This is a genomic window from Streptomyces sp. DSM 40868 (assembly GCF_011820545.1).
Taxonomy (GTDB): domain Bacteria; phylum Actinomycetota; class Actinomycetes; order Streptomycetales; family Streptomycetaceae; genus Streptomyces; species Streptomyces eurythermus.
This window is the reverse complement of the sequence record NZ_CP050504.1, coordinates 2,920,028-2,938,771: the sequence shown is the minus strand read 5'-3', so window position 1 is coordinate 2,938,771 and position 18,744 is coordinate 2,920,028. Positions and strand designations below refer to the sequence as shown.

The window sequence follows — 18,744 nt, the reverse complement described above, 5'->3', positions numbered from 1 at the left end:
CGGCGCAGGAACGTGCGCCGGGACCGGCACTCGCACCGCGACCGGCGCCCGCGCCGGTACTGGGCGCACCGCTCAGTGCCGGTGTATTCGGCGGGCTATCGCGTGGCCCGCGAACAGATAGACCACGGCGGCCAGGCCGTACCCGGCGACCACGCGGGCCCAGGCCTCGTCGAAGGTGAACAGGTCGCGCGACCACCCCGCCAGCCAGGAGGCCGCGTCGTGCACGAAGCGGACCAGGTCGTTGGCCCGGTTCGCCTCCAGCAGGTACATCAGGATCCACAGGCCGAGGATCAGCGCCGCGACGTCGGCGACGATCGCCACGACCCGTCCGGCCGGGTTCGCACCGTTGCGATATCGAGTGGACATACTCTCCGGATTGCCGCACCACGGGTCCTGTAACCCCGGAGAAGACCCCGACGCGCCCCGGAAACGCCCCCGACCCGACCCGGACGCGACCGCGCCCCGTCCCTCTGACGGCGTCCCCCGAGTGGCGCAACCGCCCGCCCCGGGCGAACCTGCCGGAGGAACCAGACCGCTCGGGGAGGACACGTCGGGAGGACCCCGTGCCCGTACCGATACGGCGCCTGTTCGTGGCGCTCACCCTGTGCTGCGCCCTGGTGGCCGGTGCCACCGCCTGCGGGAGCGGCCAGCAGAGCAGTACGAAGAACACCTCGGCGGCGGCCCAGGCCGTGCCCGCCGCCGACAGCCCCAGCCCCAGCAAGTCCGCCGAACGCCAGAAGTTCGCCAAGACCCGGTTCGTGGCGAACGCGGGCCTCGCCGCCGGGGCGACCTACCAGTGGATCGTGAAGCCCTGGAAGGCCGGCAAGTTCAAGAAGGGAACCAAGGGCCGCAGGCTGGCCCTGGTCAAGGCGGGCGCCGCCGGCCTCTTCGCCTACAACCGGCTCAAGGCAGCCCAGCGCAACGCCCAGGGCGACCCGACGCTCTCCAAGGCCCTCGCCCCGCTCGGCGCCGGCATCGAATCCCTGAAGGGCCTGGCGAGCAAGCTCCGCAAGGGCGACGACGGCGCGGCCGGCGCGTTCGACGACATCATCGGCCAGATCAAGGACGCGGGCCGCAGCGCCGGCGCACCGGTGAAGGAACAGGTGCCGACGGCCGCGGAGCTGACGAAGGGCTAGCCGTTCAGCTCGGCCGGCACCCGCAGGGTGTGCGGGTCCGGGGACAGGACCAGCAGGTCCGTCACCGGGCCCGCGCGCCACAACTGAAGCCGTTCGGCGACGCGTTCGCGTGGGCCGACCAGGGAGATCTCGTCCGCGAAGGCGTCCGGCACGGCCAGCGCGGCCTCCTCGCGGCGCGCGGCGAGGAACAGCTCCTGGATCCGCCGCGCCTGGGCCTCGTAGCCCATGCGGGCCATCAGGTCGGCGTGGAAGTCGCGGGCCGCGTGGCCCATCCCGCCGATGTAGAAGCCGAGCATGGCCTTGCCCGGCAGCAGCCCCTCGGCCACGTCGTCGCACACCTTCACCCGCGCCATCGGGGCCACCAGAAGCCCCTCGGCACCGAGCAGGACGGGCAGGCGGGGGCGCAGGGGATGGGTGACGGGCTTGAGCGGTCCGCCGAGACCGGTCGCGTCCGGGCCCCGGTAGGGCAGGGCGTGGAACCGGCCGTCCAGCTCCACCGGCGCCTCGCGGCGCAGCACCTGCCGTACCACGTCCACGTACTCCCGGGTCGCGGTCAGCGGCGACTGTGCGCGGCGACCCAGGTCAGCGGGGTGAACGCGTCCGAGCCCCAGGACTCCGCCGACCACACCGAGTCGTAGCCGATCCGTTCCGCCTCCCGGGCCGGCGGCACATGGCCGGTGTCCGGGCCGTGTCCCCAGTAGCCGAGTGCGAGACCGAGCCGCACGACACCCGCCTCCTGACATGCCGTCAGACAACAGCGGGGAGGCGGCTGTACGGCAACGGCCCCCCGCCCGGAAGGGCGAGGGGCCGGTGCGCTACAAAGCTACGGCTCAGCCGCGCTGGATGCCGGAGGTGTCCTGGAGCACACCACGACGGCCGTCCTGGGTCTGCGCGACCAGCGCGGCACCGCGCTGCTCGACGGCCAGGTACCAGGTGCCCGGCGCCAGCTCGGCGATCTGACCGCCCGAGCCGTCCTCCGCGAACAGCGGACGGGTCACCGGCACGGCGAACCAGAACGGCGAGAAGTCCGCGGCCGGCGGCTGCGCGGCCGGGGCGCCCTGCGCGGCCGGCTGCGGCTGCTGCCCGTACGGCTGGCCCGGCTGCGGCTGGGCACCGTACGGCTGCTGCGGCTGGGCGCCCGGGTAGCCGTAACCACCGGGCGGCTGGGCGCCGTAGGGCTGCGGGGCCGGCGGCTTCGGGGCCGGGACCAGGGACGCCTGGAGGGCGGGGACGAGCGGGGTGGCGATGGCGGCGGCGGCCATCACCAGGGTGGCGATCAGGGCCAGGATCAGCCCCATGCCGGCGTCGGGGGACCGGTCGGAGCCCTCGCCGATGTTGTCCACACCGCCGATCGGGTCGATGATGTTGCCCAGCGCGCTCCAGGCCGCGAACACCGCGAACGCCACGCCGAACGCGCCCAGTTCCAGACCCGCGATCTTGCGGGGCTGGGGCAGGCCCCGGCTCACGACGATGAGCGCCGCGCCGATGATGCCCGCCAGCACGACGCTGAGCAGGACCGGTCCGCTCTCCCAGAGGTTCGGCAGGTCGACGCTGTCGGGCAGCCCGTCGTACGAGTAGTTGTCGAGGAACGACGCGATGAACAGCACCACCGCTGCTCCGATCACCACGCCGTCGCCTCTAGTGAGGGAGCGGATATTCACTTCAGGTCCTTCGTAGGTCGTCTCGTCGTCGGTAGACACTACAGTCCGCAAGATCGGGCTGTCCGGCCGGTTATGGCCGCCGGTCACGAAACGCGCAGGAAACTCACGATTCCCTCAGAGATCCCTTGCGCCGCGCGCTGCCGCCAGCTTCCGTCGGTCAGCAGGGCCGCGTCCGTGTTATCGCGCATGTTGCCGCACTCGATGAACACCTTGGGAACCGTTGACAGATTGAGACCACCCAGATCCGTCCGCGTGACCAGACCGGTGCCGCCGCCGACGTAGTTGGCGGGCGGTTCGCCGGTCGCGCGGAGGTAGGTGCCCGCGACCCGCACCCCCAGCTCGTGCGAGGGGCCGACGATGGGGCGGGTGTCCGCCGCCCCGGCGTGCACGGACCCCGGCAGGATGACGTGGAAGCCGCGGTTGCCGGCGGCGGAGCCGTCGGCGTGCAGCGAGATCGCCGCGTCCGCGTGCGCGGCGTTGCCGAACCGCGCCCGCTCGTCCACGCACGGTCCCCAGGGCGGGCTGTCGCCGTCGTGGGTCAGCTTCACCGTGACGCCCTCCCGCTCCAGCAGGTCCCGCAGCCGGTGCGCCAGGTCGAGCGAGAACGACGCCTCCGTATAACCGTCGTTGGTGGACGTACCGGTGGTGTCGCACTCCTTGGAGTTGGTGCCGATGTCCACCTGGCGGTTGATCTCCGCCGTGTGCCGGAAGTTGCCCGGGTTGTGCCCGGGGTCGATGACGACGACCTTCCCCTGGAGCGCACCGGAGCCGCCGGAAGGCGCGGAGGGCGAGCCGGACACCTTGCCGTCGTCACCACGGGAGGCCGCCGGGGCGGGAGCGGAGGAGACCGTTCGGGACGCGGTGGGCGCCGCGCTGTCCGAACCCCCGTCGCCCAGCGCCGCGTACGCCCCCCAGCCGAGCAGAGCGCCGGGCACCAGCGCGGCGAGCGCCACGGTCAGCGGGCCGCGCCGGGGCCGACGGGGCTGCGGGGATTCGAATTCCGGGCCTGTGTACGACACGTCTGCGACTCTAACCGGGGCCTCAGATTCCCGCCCCCGCTCGCCGCAGCACGCGCAGCGAGCCGGCGGCGGTGACCTCGGTGAACGCCCCGGAATCCAGCGCGCGCAGGTACACCCGGTAGGGTGCCTGGCCCGTGAACTCGTCCTCGGGGTGCGGGAAGACGTCGTGGATGACCAGCAGGCCGCCCTCGGCGACGTGCGGGGCCCAGCCCTCGTAGTCGGCGCCGGCGTGTTCGTCCGTGTGGCCGCCGTCGATGAACACGAAGCCGAGCGGGGAGTTCCAGAACGCCGCGATCTGCGGCGAGCGGCCGACGAGGGCGACGACGTGCTCCTCCAGCCCCGCGCGGTGCAGAGTGCGGCGGAACAGCGGCAGCGTGTCCATCAGCCCGGTCTCGGGATCGACCGTCTCCGGGTCGTGGTAGTCCCAGCCGGGCTGCTGCTCCTCGCTGCCCCGGTGGTGGTCGACGGTCAGCGCGGTGACCCCGGCCTGCCGGGCCGCGTCGGCCAGCAGGATCGTGGAGCGCCCGCAGTAGGTCCCGACCTCCAGCAACGGCAGCCCCAGCCGCCCCGCCTCCACCGCCGCCGCGTACAGGGCGAGCCCCTCGTCCACGGGCATGAACCCCTTGGCCGCCTCGAACGCGGCCAGGATCTCGGGCTTGGGCGTGGCGGTGGCCATGGGTTCCTCTCGACCGTACGACTGTCCGAACCCCGCTTATGCTGCCGCACGCTGGGCCGCGTGGGGGACGGGGGGTGCGTTCGGTCCCCGATCAGCCACCGCCGACTCACGCACTGATAAAGGGCGTCCGAAGCTGTGCTTGGCGAAGGGGCCCACCGCGTTGTCGAGCATGCGGAATCAAGATCGTGGAGTTCCGGGCCGTCTGTTGACGTGACTGCGGTTCGGTCGAGCGCTGCTGACCACAGCACACGCCGGAACGGCGAAATACCGGTGTCGCAAGGGGGGCCCGAAAATGCCTGACACCACATCTGCGGATGTGTTTTCCGGCCGCGTGCTCGAGTGGCACAGCGAGGAGGGCTGGGGTGTTCTCGCTTCCGATGCGCTCCCGGACAGGGTATGGTATCGGCCCGTCAGCGCGACTGACGGGCCGATACGGATTGTCGGGCTCGGCTGACCTGATCGGTTACCGCGGGCTCACCAACTGAAACACTCGCGGCCGTCGGCCGCCCGGCCCCCCGAGTTCCTAGGCGTTCACCGTCTCCCCGGGCAGCGACAGATCCAGGTCGACAGCCCGCTCCTCGCCGGAATGCGTCGCGGAAGAGGCGAGCGGCCCATGGCCGGAGGCCTTCGCGGCGAGGACGTACGGGCCCCGCGCCGGTACGGCCAGCGCGTACCGCCCCTCCTCGTCGGAGACGGTCGCCCCCGCCTGCCGCCCCCGCCGGTCGATCAGCGTGACCTTCGCCCGGGCCACCGGCGCGCCGTCGGCGCCCAGCACCCGGCCCCGGAAGCCCCGCAGCGCCTCCTCGGCCCGCTCCAGCGAAGCGTCCTCCTCGCTGCTGGCCCGCAGCTGCGTGTGCTGCTGCGCCGGCCGCGGGCTCTTCGGCAGGAAGAGCGCCAGCAGCAGACCGACGGCCACCGCCGCCGTGGCGATCAGGAAGGACACCCGGAAACCGTGCATGGTCGGTATCGCGACCCCGCCGACATTGTCCGCGGTGTTGGCCAGCACCATGCCGACGACGGCGCTCGACACCGACGTACCGATGGACCGCATCAGCGTGTTCAGCCCGTTGGCCGCACCGGTCTCGGACGCAGGGACCGCGCCCACGATCAGCGCGGGCAGCGAGGAGTAGGCGAGGCCGATGCCCGCGCCGAGGATCACGGACGTGACGATCGTCTGCCAGGCCGCGTCCATCAGGCCGAGCCCGCCGCCGTAGCCGATCGCGATGATCAGCAGGCCGGTGATCAGGGTGACCTTGGGGCCGTAGCGGGCGGACAGCCGCGCGTACACCGGCGCGGTGAACATCATCGTCAGGCCCAGCGGGGCCACGCACAGGCCCGCGACGACCATCGACTGGCCGAGGCCGTACCCGGTCGCGGTGGGCAGCTGGAGCAGCTGGGGCAGGACGAGCGAGACGACGTAGAACGCGACGCCGACCATGATCGACGCGAGGTTGGTGAACAGGACCGCCGGACGGGCGGTGGTGCGCAGGTCGACCAGCGGTGCCTGGACGCGCAGCTCGTACAGGCCCCACAGGACCAGTACGACGACGGCCGCGGCGAACAGGCCGAGCGTGGTGCCCGAGGACCAGCCCCAGTCGCTGCCCTTGGTGATGGGCAGCAGGAGCAGCACCAGACCGGTGGACAGACCCAGCGCGCCGGCCAGGTCGAAGGAGCCCTCCGCGCGCATCGGGGACTCGGGCACGACCAGGAGGGTGAGCCCGATGGCGAGCACACCGAGGCCGGCGGCGCCGTAGAACAGCGCGTGCCAGTTCGTGTGCTGGGCGACCAGGGCCGCGGCGGGCAGCGCGAGTCCGCCGCCGACGCCGATCGAGGAGCTCATCAGGGCCATCGCCGAGCCGAGCCGCTCGCGCGGCAGCATGTCCCGCATCAGGCCGATGCCCAGCGGGATCGCGCCCATGGCGAAGCCCTGGAGGGTACGGCCGACGATCATGGTGATCAGCTCGCTGGTGAACGCGCTGACCAGGGCGCCGATCACCATCACGGCCAGGCTCAGGACGAGCATCCGGCGCTTGCCGTAGAGGTCACCGAGCCGGCCCATGATCGGGGTGGCCACAGCGCCGGACAGCAGGGTGGAGGTGAGGACCCAGGTCGCGTTGCTGGGAGCGGTGTCTAGCAGCTGCGGCAGGTCCTTGATGACCGGCACGAGCAGCGTCTGCATCACCGCGACGACGATGCCCGCGAACGCGAGCACCGGGACCACCGCGCCGCCCGCTTTCCGGGTGGGCTGGTCGGTCGTCGTGTCTGTCATGGAGTGAGGCCTTCCACGTGTCATAAGTGCCAGGTAAACCTCGTATGCACAGGCAACTATTCCGTTGCTTCGGGCCCCTAATGAAGTCTTGACCGTTCCATGGGTTTCTGACCCCCTGTCAAGGTCTGGCCTGCTGATGGAACGCGTTCTAATGTGCGCGCCATGAAGGCATATGCCGCCGGGGTCGGGACGACCAGGTTCGAGAAGCCCGAGACCCGTGAATGGCAGTACTGGGACATGGTGCGGAAGCGGGCGGCGGGGCGCTCGCGGACGCGGGGATCGCCTCCGCCGACGTGGAACAGGTTCCCATCGGCTACTGCCTCCAGCCCTCCACCGCCGGCCGGCGCGCCGTCTGTGAACTCGGCCTGACCGGCGCGCCCGTCTGCAACGTCAGCATCAACTGCGCGACCGGCGCCACCGCCCTGATGCCGGCCCGCCAGCTCGTCGAGGGCGGCGGCTGCGACCGCGTGCTCGCGCTCGGCTTCGAACGGATGCGGAAGGGCGCGCCCGGCGACGGCGCCGGAGCCGGTGACTTCGCGGCCGCCCGTGGCCCGGCACTACGGCGCCATGGCCGCCCGGCACGGCTTCGCTCCCGCCCCGCCCACCGCGCAGATCTTCGGCGCCGCCGCCCGCGAACACATGGAAAAGCGGTACGACCGAGGCCCAGCTCGCCGCGGTCGCCACCAAGTACCAACGGCACTCCGCGCACAACCCCTACGCCCGGTTCCGGGACGGGTACGAGGTCGGGGACATCCTCGCCGCACGCGTGATCCACTACCCGCTCACCAGACTCCAGTGCTCGCCCACCTCGGACGGGGCCGTGGTGGTCTCGGAACGGTTCGCACGGCGGCGGTGCCCGTCCGGCCTGGCCGAGATCGCCGGGCGCAGACGGCCGAGCTGGTGTGGCGGCTACGGGACGAGGCTGGCGCCCGGCCGGTGCCGGGGGCGCGGGTGGGCCTCGCGCACAACATCGGGCTGGGCGATGCGGCGGTGGTGACGGTGCCGCGGGCGGTGGAGGACGGCGGGACGCCGCCGGGCTGAGGAAATTCTCCGAGTTCCGGGATCGGGGCAACGGTTCGGACGGCCCATGGACTCCTTTAGACATCTAGGAGGTGCCCATGGGGGACGGGAAGCAGACTCGGGACGAGGAGTTCCAGAGCTTCATGGTCGGCCGCTGGCCGCGGTTGATGCGTACGGCATTTCTTCTCACGGGGGAACAGCACGCCGCCGAGGACCTGGTCCAGTCGACCCTCGAACAGGTCTATACGGCCTGGCGCAGGGTCGGCGCGGCAGACGACCCGGAGGCGTATGTACGGCGCGTGATGATCAACGTCCACGCGCGAAAACACCGCAGAAGGCTCAGGGAGTTCCTGGCGCCGAAGGACGACTCCGGCCTGGTGCGCGAGGTGGCCGACACGGGCGACCGGATCGCCCAGGCGGACGACCGCAGCGCCCTGCTCAAGGCGCTCGCCCAACTGCCCGCGCGACAGCGCGAAGCGGTGGTCCTGCGCTACTGGGAGGACCTGACGGAGACCCAGGCGGCGGAGGCCATGGGCTGTTCCGTCGGCACGGTGAAGAGCAGCGCGGCCAAGGGGATCGCGAAGCTCCGCGCCATACCGGTACTGGCCGAGACGGTGACGCAGGAGAGGCGGAAGTGATGACCGGGGACCGGGAGCAGCAGAACATGACACAGACGGACATCGCCCACCTGCTCGCCGACGCGGCGGACGAGGTCGAGATCGGCATAGCCCCGGTCCAGGCGGTCATCCAGGCCGGCCGGCGGCGGCGCAGGGCACGGCGCTGGGCCGTGGCGGCGGCCACGGCCGCGGTGCTGGCGGGCTCCACGGGGGCGACGCTGGCGCTGGCCGGGCTGCCCGGCGGCGACCGGCAGACGGGCGTGGCCGCCGGACTGTCCACAGCGGAGGCGCGCCATGTGTACCGGCCGCAGCGCACCCCGTTGGGGACGGGGACGGACCGGGGCAGCGACTGGCGGGTGGAGCTGACCGTATGGGGAGCGCCGCGCGACCGGGCGGAGGCGGCCGGACAGCTGACGGCCATGCGGAAGTTCGGCCTCACCAAGACGGTGCTGCCGCCCGGCCCCGACGGCCTCGTCAACCGGACGTCGTACTACGCGAGCCTCTACCTCGGTGACGACCGCAAGCCCAGGGTGCTCGTCTTCGACAACGTCGAGAAGTGGGACCGCATGTCGGGCCGGGACGTCTCGTTCGGCGCGCTGCCGCTGGCGAAGGAGGGCGCCACGGTGTCCGACCGGCTCGCGGTGGGCCGGGTCGCCGGGACCGCACAGCAGGTGAAGTGCACATGGAAGAAGGACGAGAGCACCGTGGATCTGCCGGTGGCGGCCGCCGGGTCTCCGGACAGATGGTTCCTGTGCCTGGCCCCGGAAGGAGAGAGCGTCAAGGCGGCGGTGGTGATCCAGTAGCGGCCGCCGGTACGGCGGAGGACGCGGACACGGCGGGCGCCGCGCTCACGGTCTCACAGCCAGCCCTGCTGCCGGGCCTCGCGCACCGCCTCGGTCCGGTTGCGGGTGCCGGTCTTGCCGATCGCGGAGGAGAGGTAGTTGCGGACGGTGGACTCGGACAGGTGCAGCCGGGCGGCGACATCGGCGACGGTCGCCCCGTCCACGGACGCCTTCAACACCTCGCACTCACGAGGCGTCAGCGGACTGGGCCCGGCGCTGAGCGCGGCGGCGGCCAGTACGGGATCGACCACGGTCTCTCCGGCGAGCACCCGCCGGATCGCCGCGGCCAGCTCCTCCACCGGCCCGTCCTTGACGAGGAAACCGGCCGCGCCGGCCTCCATGGCCCGGCGCAGATAACCGGGCCGCCCGAAGGTGGTCAGGATGAGCACCCGGCACCCGGGCGCCCGCGTCCGCAGCTCGGCCGCCGCGTCCAGCCCGCTCATCCCGGGCAGCTCGATGTCCAGCAGGGCCACGTCCGCGCTCCGCGCGAGCACGGCGTCCACGATCCCGTCCCCCGAGCCCAGCTGGGCCACGACCTCGATGTCCTCCTCCATCCCGAGCAACAGGGCGAGCGCGCCGCGCATCATCCCCTGATCCTCGGCGAGCAACACCCGGACGGGGGCGGCCGAACGCTGCTTCCCGGGCGTGTCACTCATGGGGCCAGCGTACGGCGGGCGCGGACGGGGCTCGCGGCCCGCCTCGCCCCGGCCCCGGACGTCACCCCGTGAGCGTCAACTCGTCGGCGCCGACGGGGAGGACGGCCGTGACCGTGAAGCCGCCACGGGGCGAGGGACCGGCCGTCAGAGAACCACCCGCCGCCGCGAGACGCTCGGTCAGCCCCTTCAACCCGGTACCGCCGACGACCCTGCGCCGGGGAGCGCGCTCACCTGCGGTGACGCCCGCGTCCCCACCACGGGAGGCGCCCCCGCACTCACCCTTGGAGAAGCCCTTGCCCTCACTCCCGAACACGTAGGCGCCCTCACGGCCGGAGGCGCGCCCGCTCTCACCGCCGGAGGCACCCGCGTCTGGGACCCCGCCGCCGGAGGCGCCCGTGCCGTTGTCCGTCACTGTCAGCCGTACTCGCTCGGCGGCCGACTCCACGGTGATCTCGCAGCGGGTGGCGTCGCTGTGGCGGACGACGTTGGTGACCGCCTCGCGGACCACCCAGCCGAGCAGTGCCTCGGTCTCCGGGGCGAGCGGCGTGCCGGACTGGCGGACCACCGGCCGCACGCTCGCCGCGGACAGTGCCGACCGGGCCCGGGTCAGCTCGGTGGCCAGGCTGCCCTCGCGGTAACCGGTCACCGCCTCCCGGATCTCGGTGAGCGCCTGCCTGCCCACCGTCTCGATGTCCGCGATCTGCGTCAGCGCCGCGTCCAGGTCGCGGGAGGCCAGCCGGCGGGCCGCCTCCGACTTCACCACGACCACGGAAAGGGTGTGACCCAGCAGATCATGCAGATCACGGGAGAAACGCAGCCGCTCCTTCTCCACCGCGCGCCGGGCCAGTTCCTCGCGGGCGGCCCGCAGTTCCCGCACCGCCTCGGACAGACCGAGGATCGCGGCGGTCACCATGCTGGAGAGGAACGTGGCGTAGGCGATGCCGGTCGCCTCGTCCCAGCCGGCCCGCAGCCAGGAGAGCGCCCCCGCGTACAGCGTGAGCAGCAACCCGGCCCGGCCCACCCACGGCCCGCGCAGGGTGGCGCCGGTGGCCAGGCCCAGCAGCGGGAAGAACATCAGCCAGTTTCCGCCGTAGCCGAGGGCGAGTCCCGTGGTGACCAGGCCGAGCAGCCCCAGGGCCACCCGGTTGGACACCGACTCCCGCTTGGCCCGGTCGAAGGCACGGAAGGTGACATGGACGTAGAGGGAGTTGAAGGCCAGCAGGCCCAGGACGCCGATCCAGGGGTTCGGCGTGTCACCCTGGATCACATTGGAGAAGGCGCCCATGCCCAGCAGCAGCCAGGGCAGCAGGGAGAAACCGGTGGGCGCCGGGCCCGGATGGCCGACGCCGGTCTTCCCGCCCTCCCACCGGGCCCGTCGCGCGGTCCGGGAGCACTCGCGCCGCACCCGCCACCGCTCCATCGCGCCCTGCCGGACCGCCCCCCGGTCCCGTGGTCCGCGCCATCCCGTCATCTCCGTGTCCCCCCGGTCGAATGGTCCTCGCCGTACGGCGTCGGGACGCACAGCGTACGTAGCGAACGTAAGGAACCGGACGCCGCCTTCGGCAGGGACGGAGATACGGAAACGAGCAGTACAAATGTCACGGTCCCGCGCGCCCGGCTGACGAGGCGTCAGGAGCCTTCACGACGGCGGAGCGCTCGGCTATACAGAGGGCGCCGGACTGGAACGCGTTCTAGATCGGCTCGTGGCGGCCCCGGTGCGGCCGACGGTGCGGACGTCCGCGCCGGGGCCTTCCGCCACGACCGCTGCCGCCGTACGACCGTTGCCACCGCCACGACCGCCGCCACCGTGTCAGGAGCCCCATGCCCATCGACGCAGCGCAGGCCCTCGCGGCCGAACCCCGGACCGGCGAGATCACCTGGGACCACAAGGACGTACAGCTCTACCACCTCGGCATCGGCGCCGGACGTCCCGCCACCGACCCCGACGAACTGCGCTACACCCTGGAGTCCCGGCTGCACGTCCTGCCGAGCTTCGCCACCGTCGCGGGCAACGGCTCGCCCGGAGTGATCAGCGGGCTGTCCATGCCGGGGATCGACGTCGACCTGGCACGCGTCCTGCACGGCGGGCAGAGCATCGAGGTCCACCGCCCCATCCCGGTCCGGGGCACCGCCACCGCCACCGGCCGGATCGCCGCCGTCCACGACAAGGGCACGGCCGCCGTCCTGGTCATGCGCACCGAGGTCGCCGACGCCGACGGCCCGCTGTGGACCAGCGACGCCCGGATCTTCGTCCGCGGCGAGGGCGGCTGGGGCGGCGACCGCGGCTCCTCCGGCCGGCTCGACCCGCCCGCCGGCGAGCCCGACCGCACCGTCGAGCGCACCGTCCGCGAGGACCAGGCCCTGCTCTACCGCCTCAGCGGCGACTGGAACCCGCTGCACGCCGACCCCGACTTCGCCAAGCGCGCCGGGTTCGACCGGCCCATCCTGCACGGGCTGTGCACCTACGGCATGACGCTCAAGGCGGTCGTGGACACGCTGCTCGACGGGGACGTGACCCGCGTGCGCGGTTACCGCGCCCGGTTCGCCGGGGTCGTGTTCCCGGGCGAGACCCTGCGCGTCCGGATGTGGCGCGAAGAGGGGCGGGTACGGGTGGAGGCCGGCGCCGTGGACCGGGACGACGCGCCGGTGCTCGCCGACACGGTCGTGGAGCACTCCTGAGCGGTGGCACTTCCGCGAAGCCGTCGGAAGTCGTCGTTTCCGCACGGTCGGAAGTCGTCGTTTCCGCACGCTTGAGCAGCCAGTGAGGGGAGGTGCAGCATGCGCGCCGCCGTACTGCACGAGATCGGCCGGGAGAAGCTGGAGGTCCTCGACGACGTCGAGGCGGTCGGCTTCGGCCCCGGCAAGGTCAGGATCCGGGTGCGCGCCACCGGCCTGTGCCACTCGGACCTCCGCGATGAACGGGGTGCTGCCCCAGCCGGCGCTCGCCCCCGAACACGTCGCCTCGCTCGTCGGCTGTCTGGCCTCACCGGCCGCCGCCGGCCTCAACGGTCGGCTGTTCGTCGTCCACGACGGCATGGTGGCCGTACTGGACCGGCCCCGCGTACAGGCGAAGTACGACAGCGAGCAGGAGACGTTCACCTACGACGAGCTCGACGCGCTGCTCACCCCGCACTTCGCCGGGCGGCCGGCAGGGGAGACGTTCGCGGCGGCGGAGGTGCTGTCGCCCGAACGCGGATGACACCGGACCGGTGGACACGGGAGAAGGCGGCCACGCAAGAAGGGAAAAAAGGGGGCGCCCGGTCGGACGCCCCCTCCTCTTCACTGCTTCACTGCCGTCAGGCTGCTGCCGCCTCGGCCGTTTCCTGGACCGGCTTGCGGTGCCGGCCGTGCGGAGCGGTCTCCCTCTCCTGGGCCGCGACCGGGCCCCGGTGCCGGCCGTGGCCCGCGGTCTGGGAAGAGCCGGCAGACAGCTGTTCGGTCGTGCTGGTGTCGCTCATCGGACGTATTCACCCCGTCAACATGATCTTCGGTACAGCCGGGGAGTGTAACCGGCGCACCACGGGTCGAATCCAGGCGCACACGCCAACCGGCACTAGTTCGTTACAAGACGCCCCAGAGGGGCCTGTTGCAAGGGCACGGGCCGCGCCGGCACCGGCCCGGCGACGCGGGTCACCGAGGGCACGGGGGCCTGGGGCACCGGGGGCGCGGGGGTCCGGGTTTCCAGGGGGGCGGGAGGCCGGGACCTCGTCGGGGCGGCCGGCCGGGTGGGCGCCGGTACAGCGGTCCGGCCCGGTTCCGTCGCCCCCGCGTTCCCGTCCGCTTCCGTCGCCCCCGCCTTCCCGTTCGGTTCCTTCGCCCCCGCGCTCCCCCGTGCGGCCGTCAGGGTCGACACGCCGCATGGTGTCGACCGGGTCGCGTACGGCAGTCGTAGCACCCCCTCCGGGGTCCACACCCCGGTCCCGGCCAGCCAGCCCTCGGGTGCCGGAAGGTGACGGACCCGGCGTTCGGCGGGCCGCCAGACGCCCACCCAGGTGCCGAACGCGCCGTCGACGCGCAGGCCCACCGCGCAGTTCTCCGGCGTCAGCACCTGCCCGGGCTGGATCGCGAACGGCGTCACCACGCAGTCCGGCAGCCGCAGGCACTCCGGGAACCGCACCGGCAGGGTGCTGCCCAGTACGCCCCAGCCCAATCGTTCCTGCCCGGGGGAGGGCGCGTCGGAGGAGATCAGCAGCAGCCCGCTGTCGGGGTCGGCGAGCAGCAGCCGGTCGTCGCTGTCGTCCGCGATCTGCAGCAGCGGCGAGACCACGGCCCGCTCCAGGTCCACCACGACCGTCTTGGTGCGCCCGCCCAGCTCCCGGTCGAGCGCCAGCAGCCGCCCGGTGCCGTCCAGCCAGACCCCGCCCGAGCAGCGCCCCGGCACCTCGGCCAGCCGTTCCGGGCCGAACGCCCCGCCCGCGACCAGCCACACCGCGCTGGAGCGCGGCCCGCTGGCGAGGGCGTACGCCCGGGCGCCTCCCGGGGCGGGCGGCAGCAGCACGAGCCGGGTGCCGGGCTCGGGGCACTCCACCGCGCCCAGCGGCAGCTCGCCGGTGCCGGGCCCGGTCGGGTACAGCAGCGAGAACAGGTGCCGTGAAGCCGACGGCCGGTGGATCAGCACCCGGCCGTCGCCCATCGGCTGCACCCCGGTGCCGGGCTCCTCGGGCTGGTTGCCGGGCAGCGGCACCGCGTAGGGCTCCGGGCCGTCCAAGGTCCAGCGCTCCGGGAACCAGCAGTCACCGGCGGGCGCGAGCCGGGCCGCGTACGAGCCGTCCGCCGTGATCACGCACCCCGCCTCCGGCACGCCGTCGGCCCCGCTCGTGGACGGGGGTTCGATAGCACAGGCCGTCATCGTTCGGTCACCTCCGGCGACGACGCTAGTTTCGGCGTGCACCGGCGCGCGCGGGCGCCGAGGCCCGCTTCACACATACGGGTGGCGCAGAAGCGATTCACCCGGGGAAACCGGGACGGGTGTGCTGAGCCGGGTCAGACCGGACGCATGCGGTACACCCCCGCCGAACAGCCAGGTAGCCTTGGCCCGTGCCCCGTCTGTCTGAAGTCATCGCCGCGTTGGAGAACCTGTGGCCCGCCGAGCGGGCCGAGTCCTGGGACGCGGTCGGCACGGTGGTGGGCGACCCCGGCCAGGAGGTCACCCGGGTGCTGTTCGCCGTCGACCCCGTCCAGGAGATCGTCGACGAGGCGGTGCAGCTCGGCGCCGACCTGCTGGTCACCCACCACCCGCTCTATCTGCGGGGTACGACCACGGTCGCGGCCACCCACTTCAAGGGACGGGTCGTGCACACGCTGATCAAGAACGACATCGCGCTGCACGTCGCCCACACCAACGCCGACACCGCCGACCCGGGTGTCTCCGACGCCCTCGCCGGCGCCCTGGACCTCAGGGTCACAGGCCCCCTCGTGCCGGACCCCACCGACCCGCACGGGCGCCGGGGCCTCGGCCGGGTCTGCGAGCTGGACCACCCGCTCACCGTCCGCGAACTGGCCGCCCGCGCCGCCGAGCGGCTGCCCGCCACCGCGCAGGGCATCCGGGTGGCCGGCGACCCCGAGGCCGTCGTCCGCACGATCGCCGTCAGCGGCGGCTCCGGCGACAGCCTCTTCGACCAGGTCCGCGCGGCGGGCGTCGACGCCTTCCTGACCGCGGACCTGCGCCACCACCCGGCCTCCGAGGCGGTGGCCACGAGCCCCCTCGCGCTGCTCGACGCGGCGCACTGGGCCACCGAGTGGCCCTGGTGCGAGCTGGCCGCGAGCCAGCTCGACGAGATCTCCGACCGCAACGGCTGGGACCTGCGGGTTCACGTCTCCAAGACGGTCACCGACCCCTGGACCGCCCACGCGGCGTCCTCCACAACCCTCTAGCCCACGGGAGCCCCCAACTGAACGCCGCGCCCGCCGACCAGATCCGACTCCTCGACGTCCAGGCCCTCGACGTCCGCCTCCAGCAGCTCGCGCACAAGCGGAAGTCGCTGCCCGAGCACGCCGAGATCGACTCGCTGACGAAGGACCTCACGCAGCTGCGCGACCTGCTCGTGGCCGCGCAGACCGAGGAGAGCGACTGCGCCCGCGAGCAGACCAAGGCCGAGCAGGACGTCGACCAGGTGCGCCAGCGCGCCGCCCGCGACCAGCAGCGGCTGGACTCCGGCGCGGTCACCTCGCCGAAGGACCTGTCCAACCTCCAGCACGAGATCGCCTCCCTCGCCAAGCGGCAGGGCGACCTGGAGGACGTGGTCCTGGAGGTCATGGAGCGCCGCGAGGCCGCGCAGGAGCGGGTGAACGAGCTGACCGAGCGGGTCGCCTCCGTGCAGGCGAAGATCGACGACGCCACCGGGCGCCGGGACGCGGCGTTCGAGGAGATCGACGCCGAGGCCGCCTCGGTGACGAAGGAGCGCGAGGTCGTCGCCGCGTCCGTGCCCGAGGACCTGATGAAGCTGTACGACAAGCTGCGCTCCCAGCAGGGCGGCATCGGCGCGGCCAAGCTGTACGCCCGGACCTGCCAGGGCTGCCGGCAGGAGCTGGCCATCACCGAGCTGAACGAGATCCGCTCGGCGGCCCGGGACAAGGTGGTCCGCTGCGAGAACTGCGGGCGCATCCTGGTGCGCACGGCCGAGTCCGGAATCTGAGGAACCCGGGAGGGCGGGCGTGCGGGAGTTCATCGTCGAGGCCGACGGCGGGTCACGGGGCAACCCCGGGCCCGCGGGCTACGGGGCCGTGGTGCGCGACGGGGTGACGGAGGAGACGCTGGCCGAGGCGGCGGAGTACCTCGGCACCGCCACGAACAACGTCGCCGAGTACCGCGGCCTCCTGGCCGGCCTGCGCGCCGCGCACGCCCTCGACCCCGGTGCGCGGGTCCGCGTCCGCATGGACTCCAAGCTCGTCGTGGAGCAGATGTCGGGCCGCTGGAAGATCAAGCACCCCGACATGAAGCCCCTGGCCATGGAGGCACGCTCGGTCTTCCCGCCGGACCAGGTGACGTACGAGTGGATCCCGCGCGAGCGGAACAAGCAGGCGGACCGCCTGGCCAACGAGGCGATGGACGCGGGGGCGAGGGGCGAACAGTGGTCCCCGTCGCTCTCCCGCGCCGACCTGGCGACGAAGGCCGGGGCGGCGCCGGCCGCCGCCGGAGCTGGGGCTGACCGCACGGCCGGGGCGGCACCCGCCGACGAGCCGCCGTCCTCCGTGCCGACGGCCGGCCGCCCGGTCGAGACGACGTCCGCAGCGGCCGCGGGCAGTGGAACGGCCGGGGCGGCGTCCGCCGCGGCCGCGGGCAGCCACGCGGCTGAGACGGCGCCCGGAACCACCGCGGACAGCCGTAAGGCCGGAGCGGCACCGGAATCCGCCGTGATCACGGACAGCGGCACGGCCGAGACGGCGCCCGGATCCGCCGTGGCCGCAGGTGGTCGTACGGCCGGGGCGGCGCCGGAGTCCGCCGTCACCGAGGGCCGTCGGGCCGGTGGGGCGGAGGCCGTCCCGGCGGAGGCAGCGGCGGCCGCCGGTGGGCAGCGGCCGGTGACCGGAGGTCAGTCGCATACCTCGACGCCCGGCTGGAGCGCCGCGCCCGACCTCGGTGCCCCGGCCACCCTCGTGCTGCTGCGCCACGGCGAGACCCCGCTGACCCCCCAGAAACGCTTCTCCGGCAGCGGCGGCACCGACCCCGCCCTCTCCGCGGCCGGCCGCGAGCAGGCGCACCGCGTCGCCGACGCCCTGGCCAGGCGCGGCACCATCCAGGCGATCGTGGCCTCCCCCCTGGCCCGTACCCGCGAGACCGCCGGTATCGTCGCCGCCCGGCTGAACCTGGACGTCACGATCGAGGACGGCCTGCGCGAGACGGACTTCGGCGCCTGGGAGGGACTGACCTTCGGCGAGGTCCGCGAACGCCACCCGGACGACCTGAACGCCTGGCTCGCCGACCCGGAGGCCCACCCCACCGGCGGCGGCGAGAGCTTCGCCGAGACGGCCGTACGGCTGGCCGCCACCCGGGACAAGCTGGTCGCGGCGTACCAGGGCCGCACGGTCCTGCTGGTCACCCACGTCACCCCGATCAAGACGCTGATCCGCCTCGCCCTCGGCGCCCCGCCCGAGTCGCTGTTCCGGATGGAGCTGTCGGCGGCCTCGCTGTCGGTGGTGGCGTACTACGCGGACGGCAACGCCAGCGTCCGGCTCTTCAACGACACGTCCCACTTGCGCCCCTGAGCCCGGCCGCCGCCCGCGCCAGCTCCTCGATCCGGTCCCAGTCGCGGGCGGCCACCGCCTCGGCCGGGACCATCCAGCTGCCGCCGACGCAGCCGACGTTGGGCAGGGCCAGGTACTCCGGCGCGGTCGCCGGACCGATGCCGCCGGTCGGGCAGAACCGGGCCTGCGGCAACGGTCCGGCCAGCGACCGCAGATAGTCCGTACCGCCCGCCGCCTGCGCCGGGAAGAACTTCATCTCCCGCACCCCCCGCTCCAGCAGCGCGACCACCTCCGAGGCGGTCGACACCCCGGGCAGGTACGGCACCCCGGACGCGCGCATCGCCGTCAGCAGCGCCTCCGTCCAGCCGGGGCTGACCAGGAACCGCGCCCCGGCCGCCGTCACCGCGCCCACCTGCTCCGGGGTCACCACCGTGCCCGCGCCGACCACGGCCTCGGGCACCTCGGCGGCGATGGCGCGGATCGCCTCCAGTGCCGCCGGGGTCCGCAGGGTCACCTCGATCGCGGGCAGCCCGCCGGCCACCAGCGCCCGGGCCAGCGGTACGGCGTCGGCGGCGTCGGCGAGCACCACCACGGGCAGGACGGGCGCGAGGTCCAGGACGGAGGGGTCGGCGGAGCGGGGCAGCGGCGAGGTCATGCCCTCATC

17 protein-coding genes and 4 pseudogenes are annotated in these 18,744 nt (G+C 73.3%); 10 read left to right on the top strand and 11 right to left on the bottom strand.

The genetic code is table 11. The features are described from left to right. Nucleotides 1-72: 72 nt before the first annotated feature. Nucleotides 73-366, bottom strand: a complete 294-nt coding sequence (locus HB370_RS13220; RefSeq protein WP_030789727.1) for a hypothetical protein — start codon at nt 364-366, stop codon at nt 73-75. A 197-nt stretch (nt 367-563) separates the two neighbouring features. Between HB370_RS13220 and HB370_RS13215 the strand changes: the two genes are divergently transcribed. Continuing rightward, nucleotides 564-1,136 (top strand): hypothetical protein, encoded by a 573-nt coding sequence (locus tag HB370_RS13215; protein WP_030789729.1) that lies wholly within the window; start codon nt 564-566, stop codon nt 1,134-1,136. Here HB370_RS13215 and HB370_RS13210 read toward each other — a convergent pair. The 5 genes and pseudogenes from HB370_RS13210 to HB370_RS13190 form a co-directional block, all read right to left on the bottom strand. Next, nucleotides 1,133-1,860 (bottom strand): annotated as a pseudogene (locus tag HB370_RS13210) (LLM class flavin-dependent oxidoreductase). The gene HB370_RS13215 and the pseudogene HB370_RS13210 sit on opposite strands and share 4 nt — an antisense overlap. Nucleotides 1,861-1,966: 106 nt before the next feature. After that, nucleotides 1,967-2,797, bottom strand: a complete 831-nt coding sequence (locus tag HB370_RS13205; protein ID WP_078637717.1) for a DUF5336 domain-containing protein — start codon at nt 2,795-2,797, stop codon at nt 1,967-1,969. Nucleotides 2,798-2,880: 83 nt separating this feature from the next. Then, nucleotides 2,881-3,816, bottom strand: a complete 936-nt coding sequence (locus HB370_RS13200) for an N-acetylmuramoyl-L-alanine amidase (protein ID WP_030789740.1) — start codon at nt 3,814-3,816, stop codon at nt 2,881-2,883. Between the two features lie 22 nt (nt 3,817-3,838). Continuing rightward, nucleotides 3,839-4,492, bottom strand: a complete 654-nt coding sequence (locus HB370_RS13195) for a class I SAM-dependent methyltransferase (RefSeq protein ID WP_030789743.1) — start codon at nt 4,490-4,492, stop codon at nt 3,839-3,841. Between the two features lie 523 nt (nt 4,493-5,015). Then, nucleotides 5,016-6,761, bottom strand: a complete 1,746-nt coding sequence (locus HB370_RS13190; RefSeq protein ID WP_030789746.1) for an MFS transporter — start codon at nt 6,759-6,761, stop codon at nt 5,016-5,018. A gap of 162 nt (nt 6,762-6,923) precedes the next feature. Between HB370_RS13190 and HB370_RS13185 the strand changes: the two are divergent. The 3 genes and pseudogenes from HB370_RS13185 (at nt 6,924) to HB370_RS13175 (ending at nt 9,201) form a co-directional block, all read left to right on the top strand. Further along, nucleotides 6,924-7,802, top strand: a pseudogene (locus HB370_RS13185) (hypothetical protein). Nucleotides 7,803-7,879: 77 nt separating this feature from the next. Beyond that, nucleotides 7,880-8,419: a SigE family RNA polymerase sigma factor gene (locus HB370_RS13180; protein ID WP_030789749.1), complete on the top strand. Its 540-nt coding sequence runs from the start codon at nt 7,880-7,882 to the stop codon at nt 8,417-8,419. After that, the gene (locus HB370_RS13175; RefSeq protein WP_030789753.1) at nt 8,419-9,201 is read left to right on the top strand and encodes a hypothetical protein; all 783 of its coding nucleotides are present in this window, start codon (nt 8,419-8,421) and stop codon (nt 9,199-9,201) included. The genes HB370_RS13180 and HB370_RS13175 overlap by 1 nt, the downstream gene beginning before the upstream one ends. A gap of 53 nt (nt 9,202-9,254) precedes the next feature. Here the strand turns inward: HB370_RS13175 and HB370_RS13170 are convergent, their stop codons facing one another. Together HB370_RS13170 and HB370_RS13160 are read right to left on the bottom strand one after the other, a co-directional pair. Continuing rightward, the gene (locus HB370_RS13170; protein ID WP_030789756.1) at nt 9,255-9,896 is read right to left on the bottom strand and encodes a response regulator transcription factor; all 642 of its coding nucleotides are present in this window, start codon (nt 9,894-9,896) and stop codon (nt 9,255-9,257) included. Nucleotides 9,897-9,957: 61 nt separating this feature from the next. Next, nucleotides 9,958-11,367 (bottom strand): sensor histidine kinase, encoded by a 1,410-nt coding sequence (locus tag HB370_RS13160; protein WP_051816068.1) that lies wholly within the window; start codon nt 11,365-11,367, stop codon nt 9,958-9,960. Between the two features lie 350 nt (nt 11,368-11,717). Here HB370_RS13160 and HB370_RS13155 point away from each other — a divergent pair, with 350 nt between their 5' ends. From HB370_RS13155 to HB370_RS13145, 3 genes and pseudogenes are all read left to right on the top strand, one after another. Then, nucleotides 11,718-12,575 (top strand): MaoC/PaaZ C-terminal domain-containing protein, encoded by an 858-nt coding sequence (locus tag HB370_RS13155; RefSeq protein ID WP_030789762.1) that lies wholly within the window; start codon nt 11,718-11,720, stop codon nt 12,573-12,575. Nucleotides 12,576-12,674: 99 nt separating this feature from the next. Further along, nucleotides 12,675-12,837: pseudogene (locus tag HB370_RS13150) on the top strand (Zn-dependent alcohol dehydrogenase); the annotation flags it as partial. Then, nucleotides 12,838-13,095 (top strand): annotated as a pseudogene (locus HB370_RS13145) (short chain dehydrogenase); the annotation flags it as partial. A gap of 97 nt (nt 13,096-13,192) precedes the next feature. Here the strand turns inward: HB370_RS13145 and HB370_RS13140 are convergent. Both HB370_RS13140 and HB370_RS13135 read right to left on the bottom strand, forming a co-directional pair. Continuing rightward, a complete protein-coding gene (locus tag HB370_RS13140; RefSeq protein ID WP_167345766.1) occupies nt 13,193-13,354 on the bottom strand; it encodes a hypothetical protein in 162 nt (53 codons plus the stop codon). A gap of 95 nt (nt 13,355-13,449) precedes the next feature. Continuing rightward, a complete protein-coding gene (locus tag HB370_RS13135; RefSeq protein ID WP_030789768.1) occupies nt 13,450-14,745 on the bottom strand; it encodes a hypothetical protein in 1,296 nt (431 codons plus the stop codon). Nucleotides 14,746-14,933: 188 nt separating this feature from the next. Between HB370_RS13135 and HB370_RS13130 the strand changes: the two genes are divergently transcribed. From HB370_RS13130 to HB370_RS13120, 3 genes are read left to right on the top strand one after another with little or no spacing between them, the layout of a single operon-like run. Continuing rightward, complete coding sequence (locus HB370_RS13130; RefSeq protein WP_030789771.1) at nt 14,934-15,770, top strand: Nif3-like dinuclear metal center hexameric protein; 837 nt, start codon at nt 14,934-14,936, stop codon at nt 15,768-15,770. Between the two features lie 17 nt (nt 15,771-15,787). After that, on the top strand, nt 15,788-16,531 hold the full coding sequence (locus tag HB370_RS13125) for a C4-type zinc ribbon domain-containing protein (protein ID WP_078637720.1): 744 nt from the start codon (nt 15,788-15,790) through the stop codon (nt 16,529-16,531). A gap of 19 nt (nt 16,532-16,550) precedes the next feature. Beyond that, the gene (locus tag HB370_RS13120) at nt 16,551-18,101 is read left to right on the top strand and encodes a bifunctional RNase H/acid phosphatase (RefSeq protein WP_030789777.1); all 1,551 of its coding nucleotides are present in this window, start codon (nt 16,551-16,553) and stop codon (nt 18,099-18,101) included. Here HB370_RS13120 and eda read toward each other — a convergent pair. Beyond that, nucleotides 18,073-18,735 carry a bifunctional 4-hydroxy-2-oxoglutarate aldolase/2-dehydro-3-deoxy-phosphogluconate aldolase gene (gene eda, locus HB370_RS13115; protein ID WP_030789780.1) on the bottom strand — a complete coding sequence of 221 codons (663 nt, stop codon included), beginning with the start codon at nt 18,733-18,735 and terminating at the stop codon, nt 18,073-18,075. The two genes, HB370_RS13120 and eda, sit on opposite strands and share 29 nt — an antisense overlap. Nucleotides 18,736-18,744: the final 9 nt, after the last annotated feature.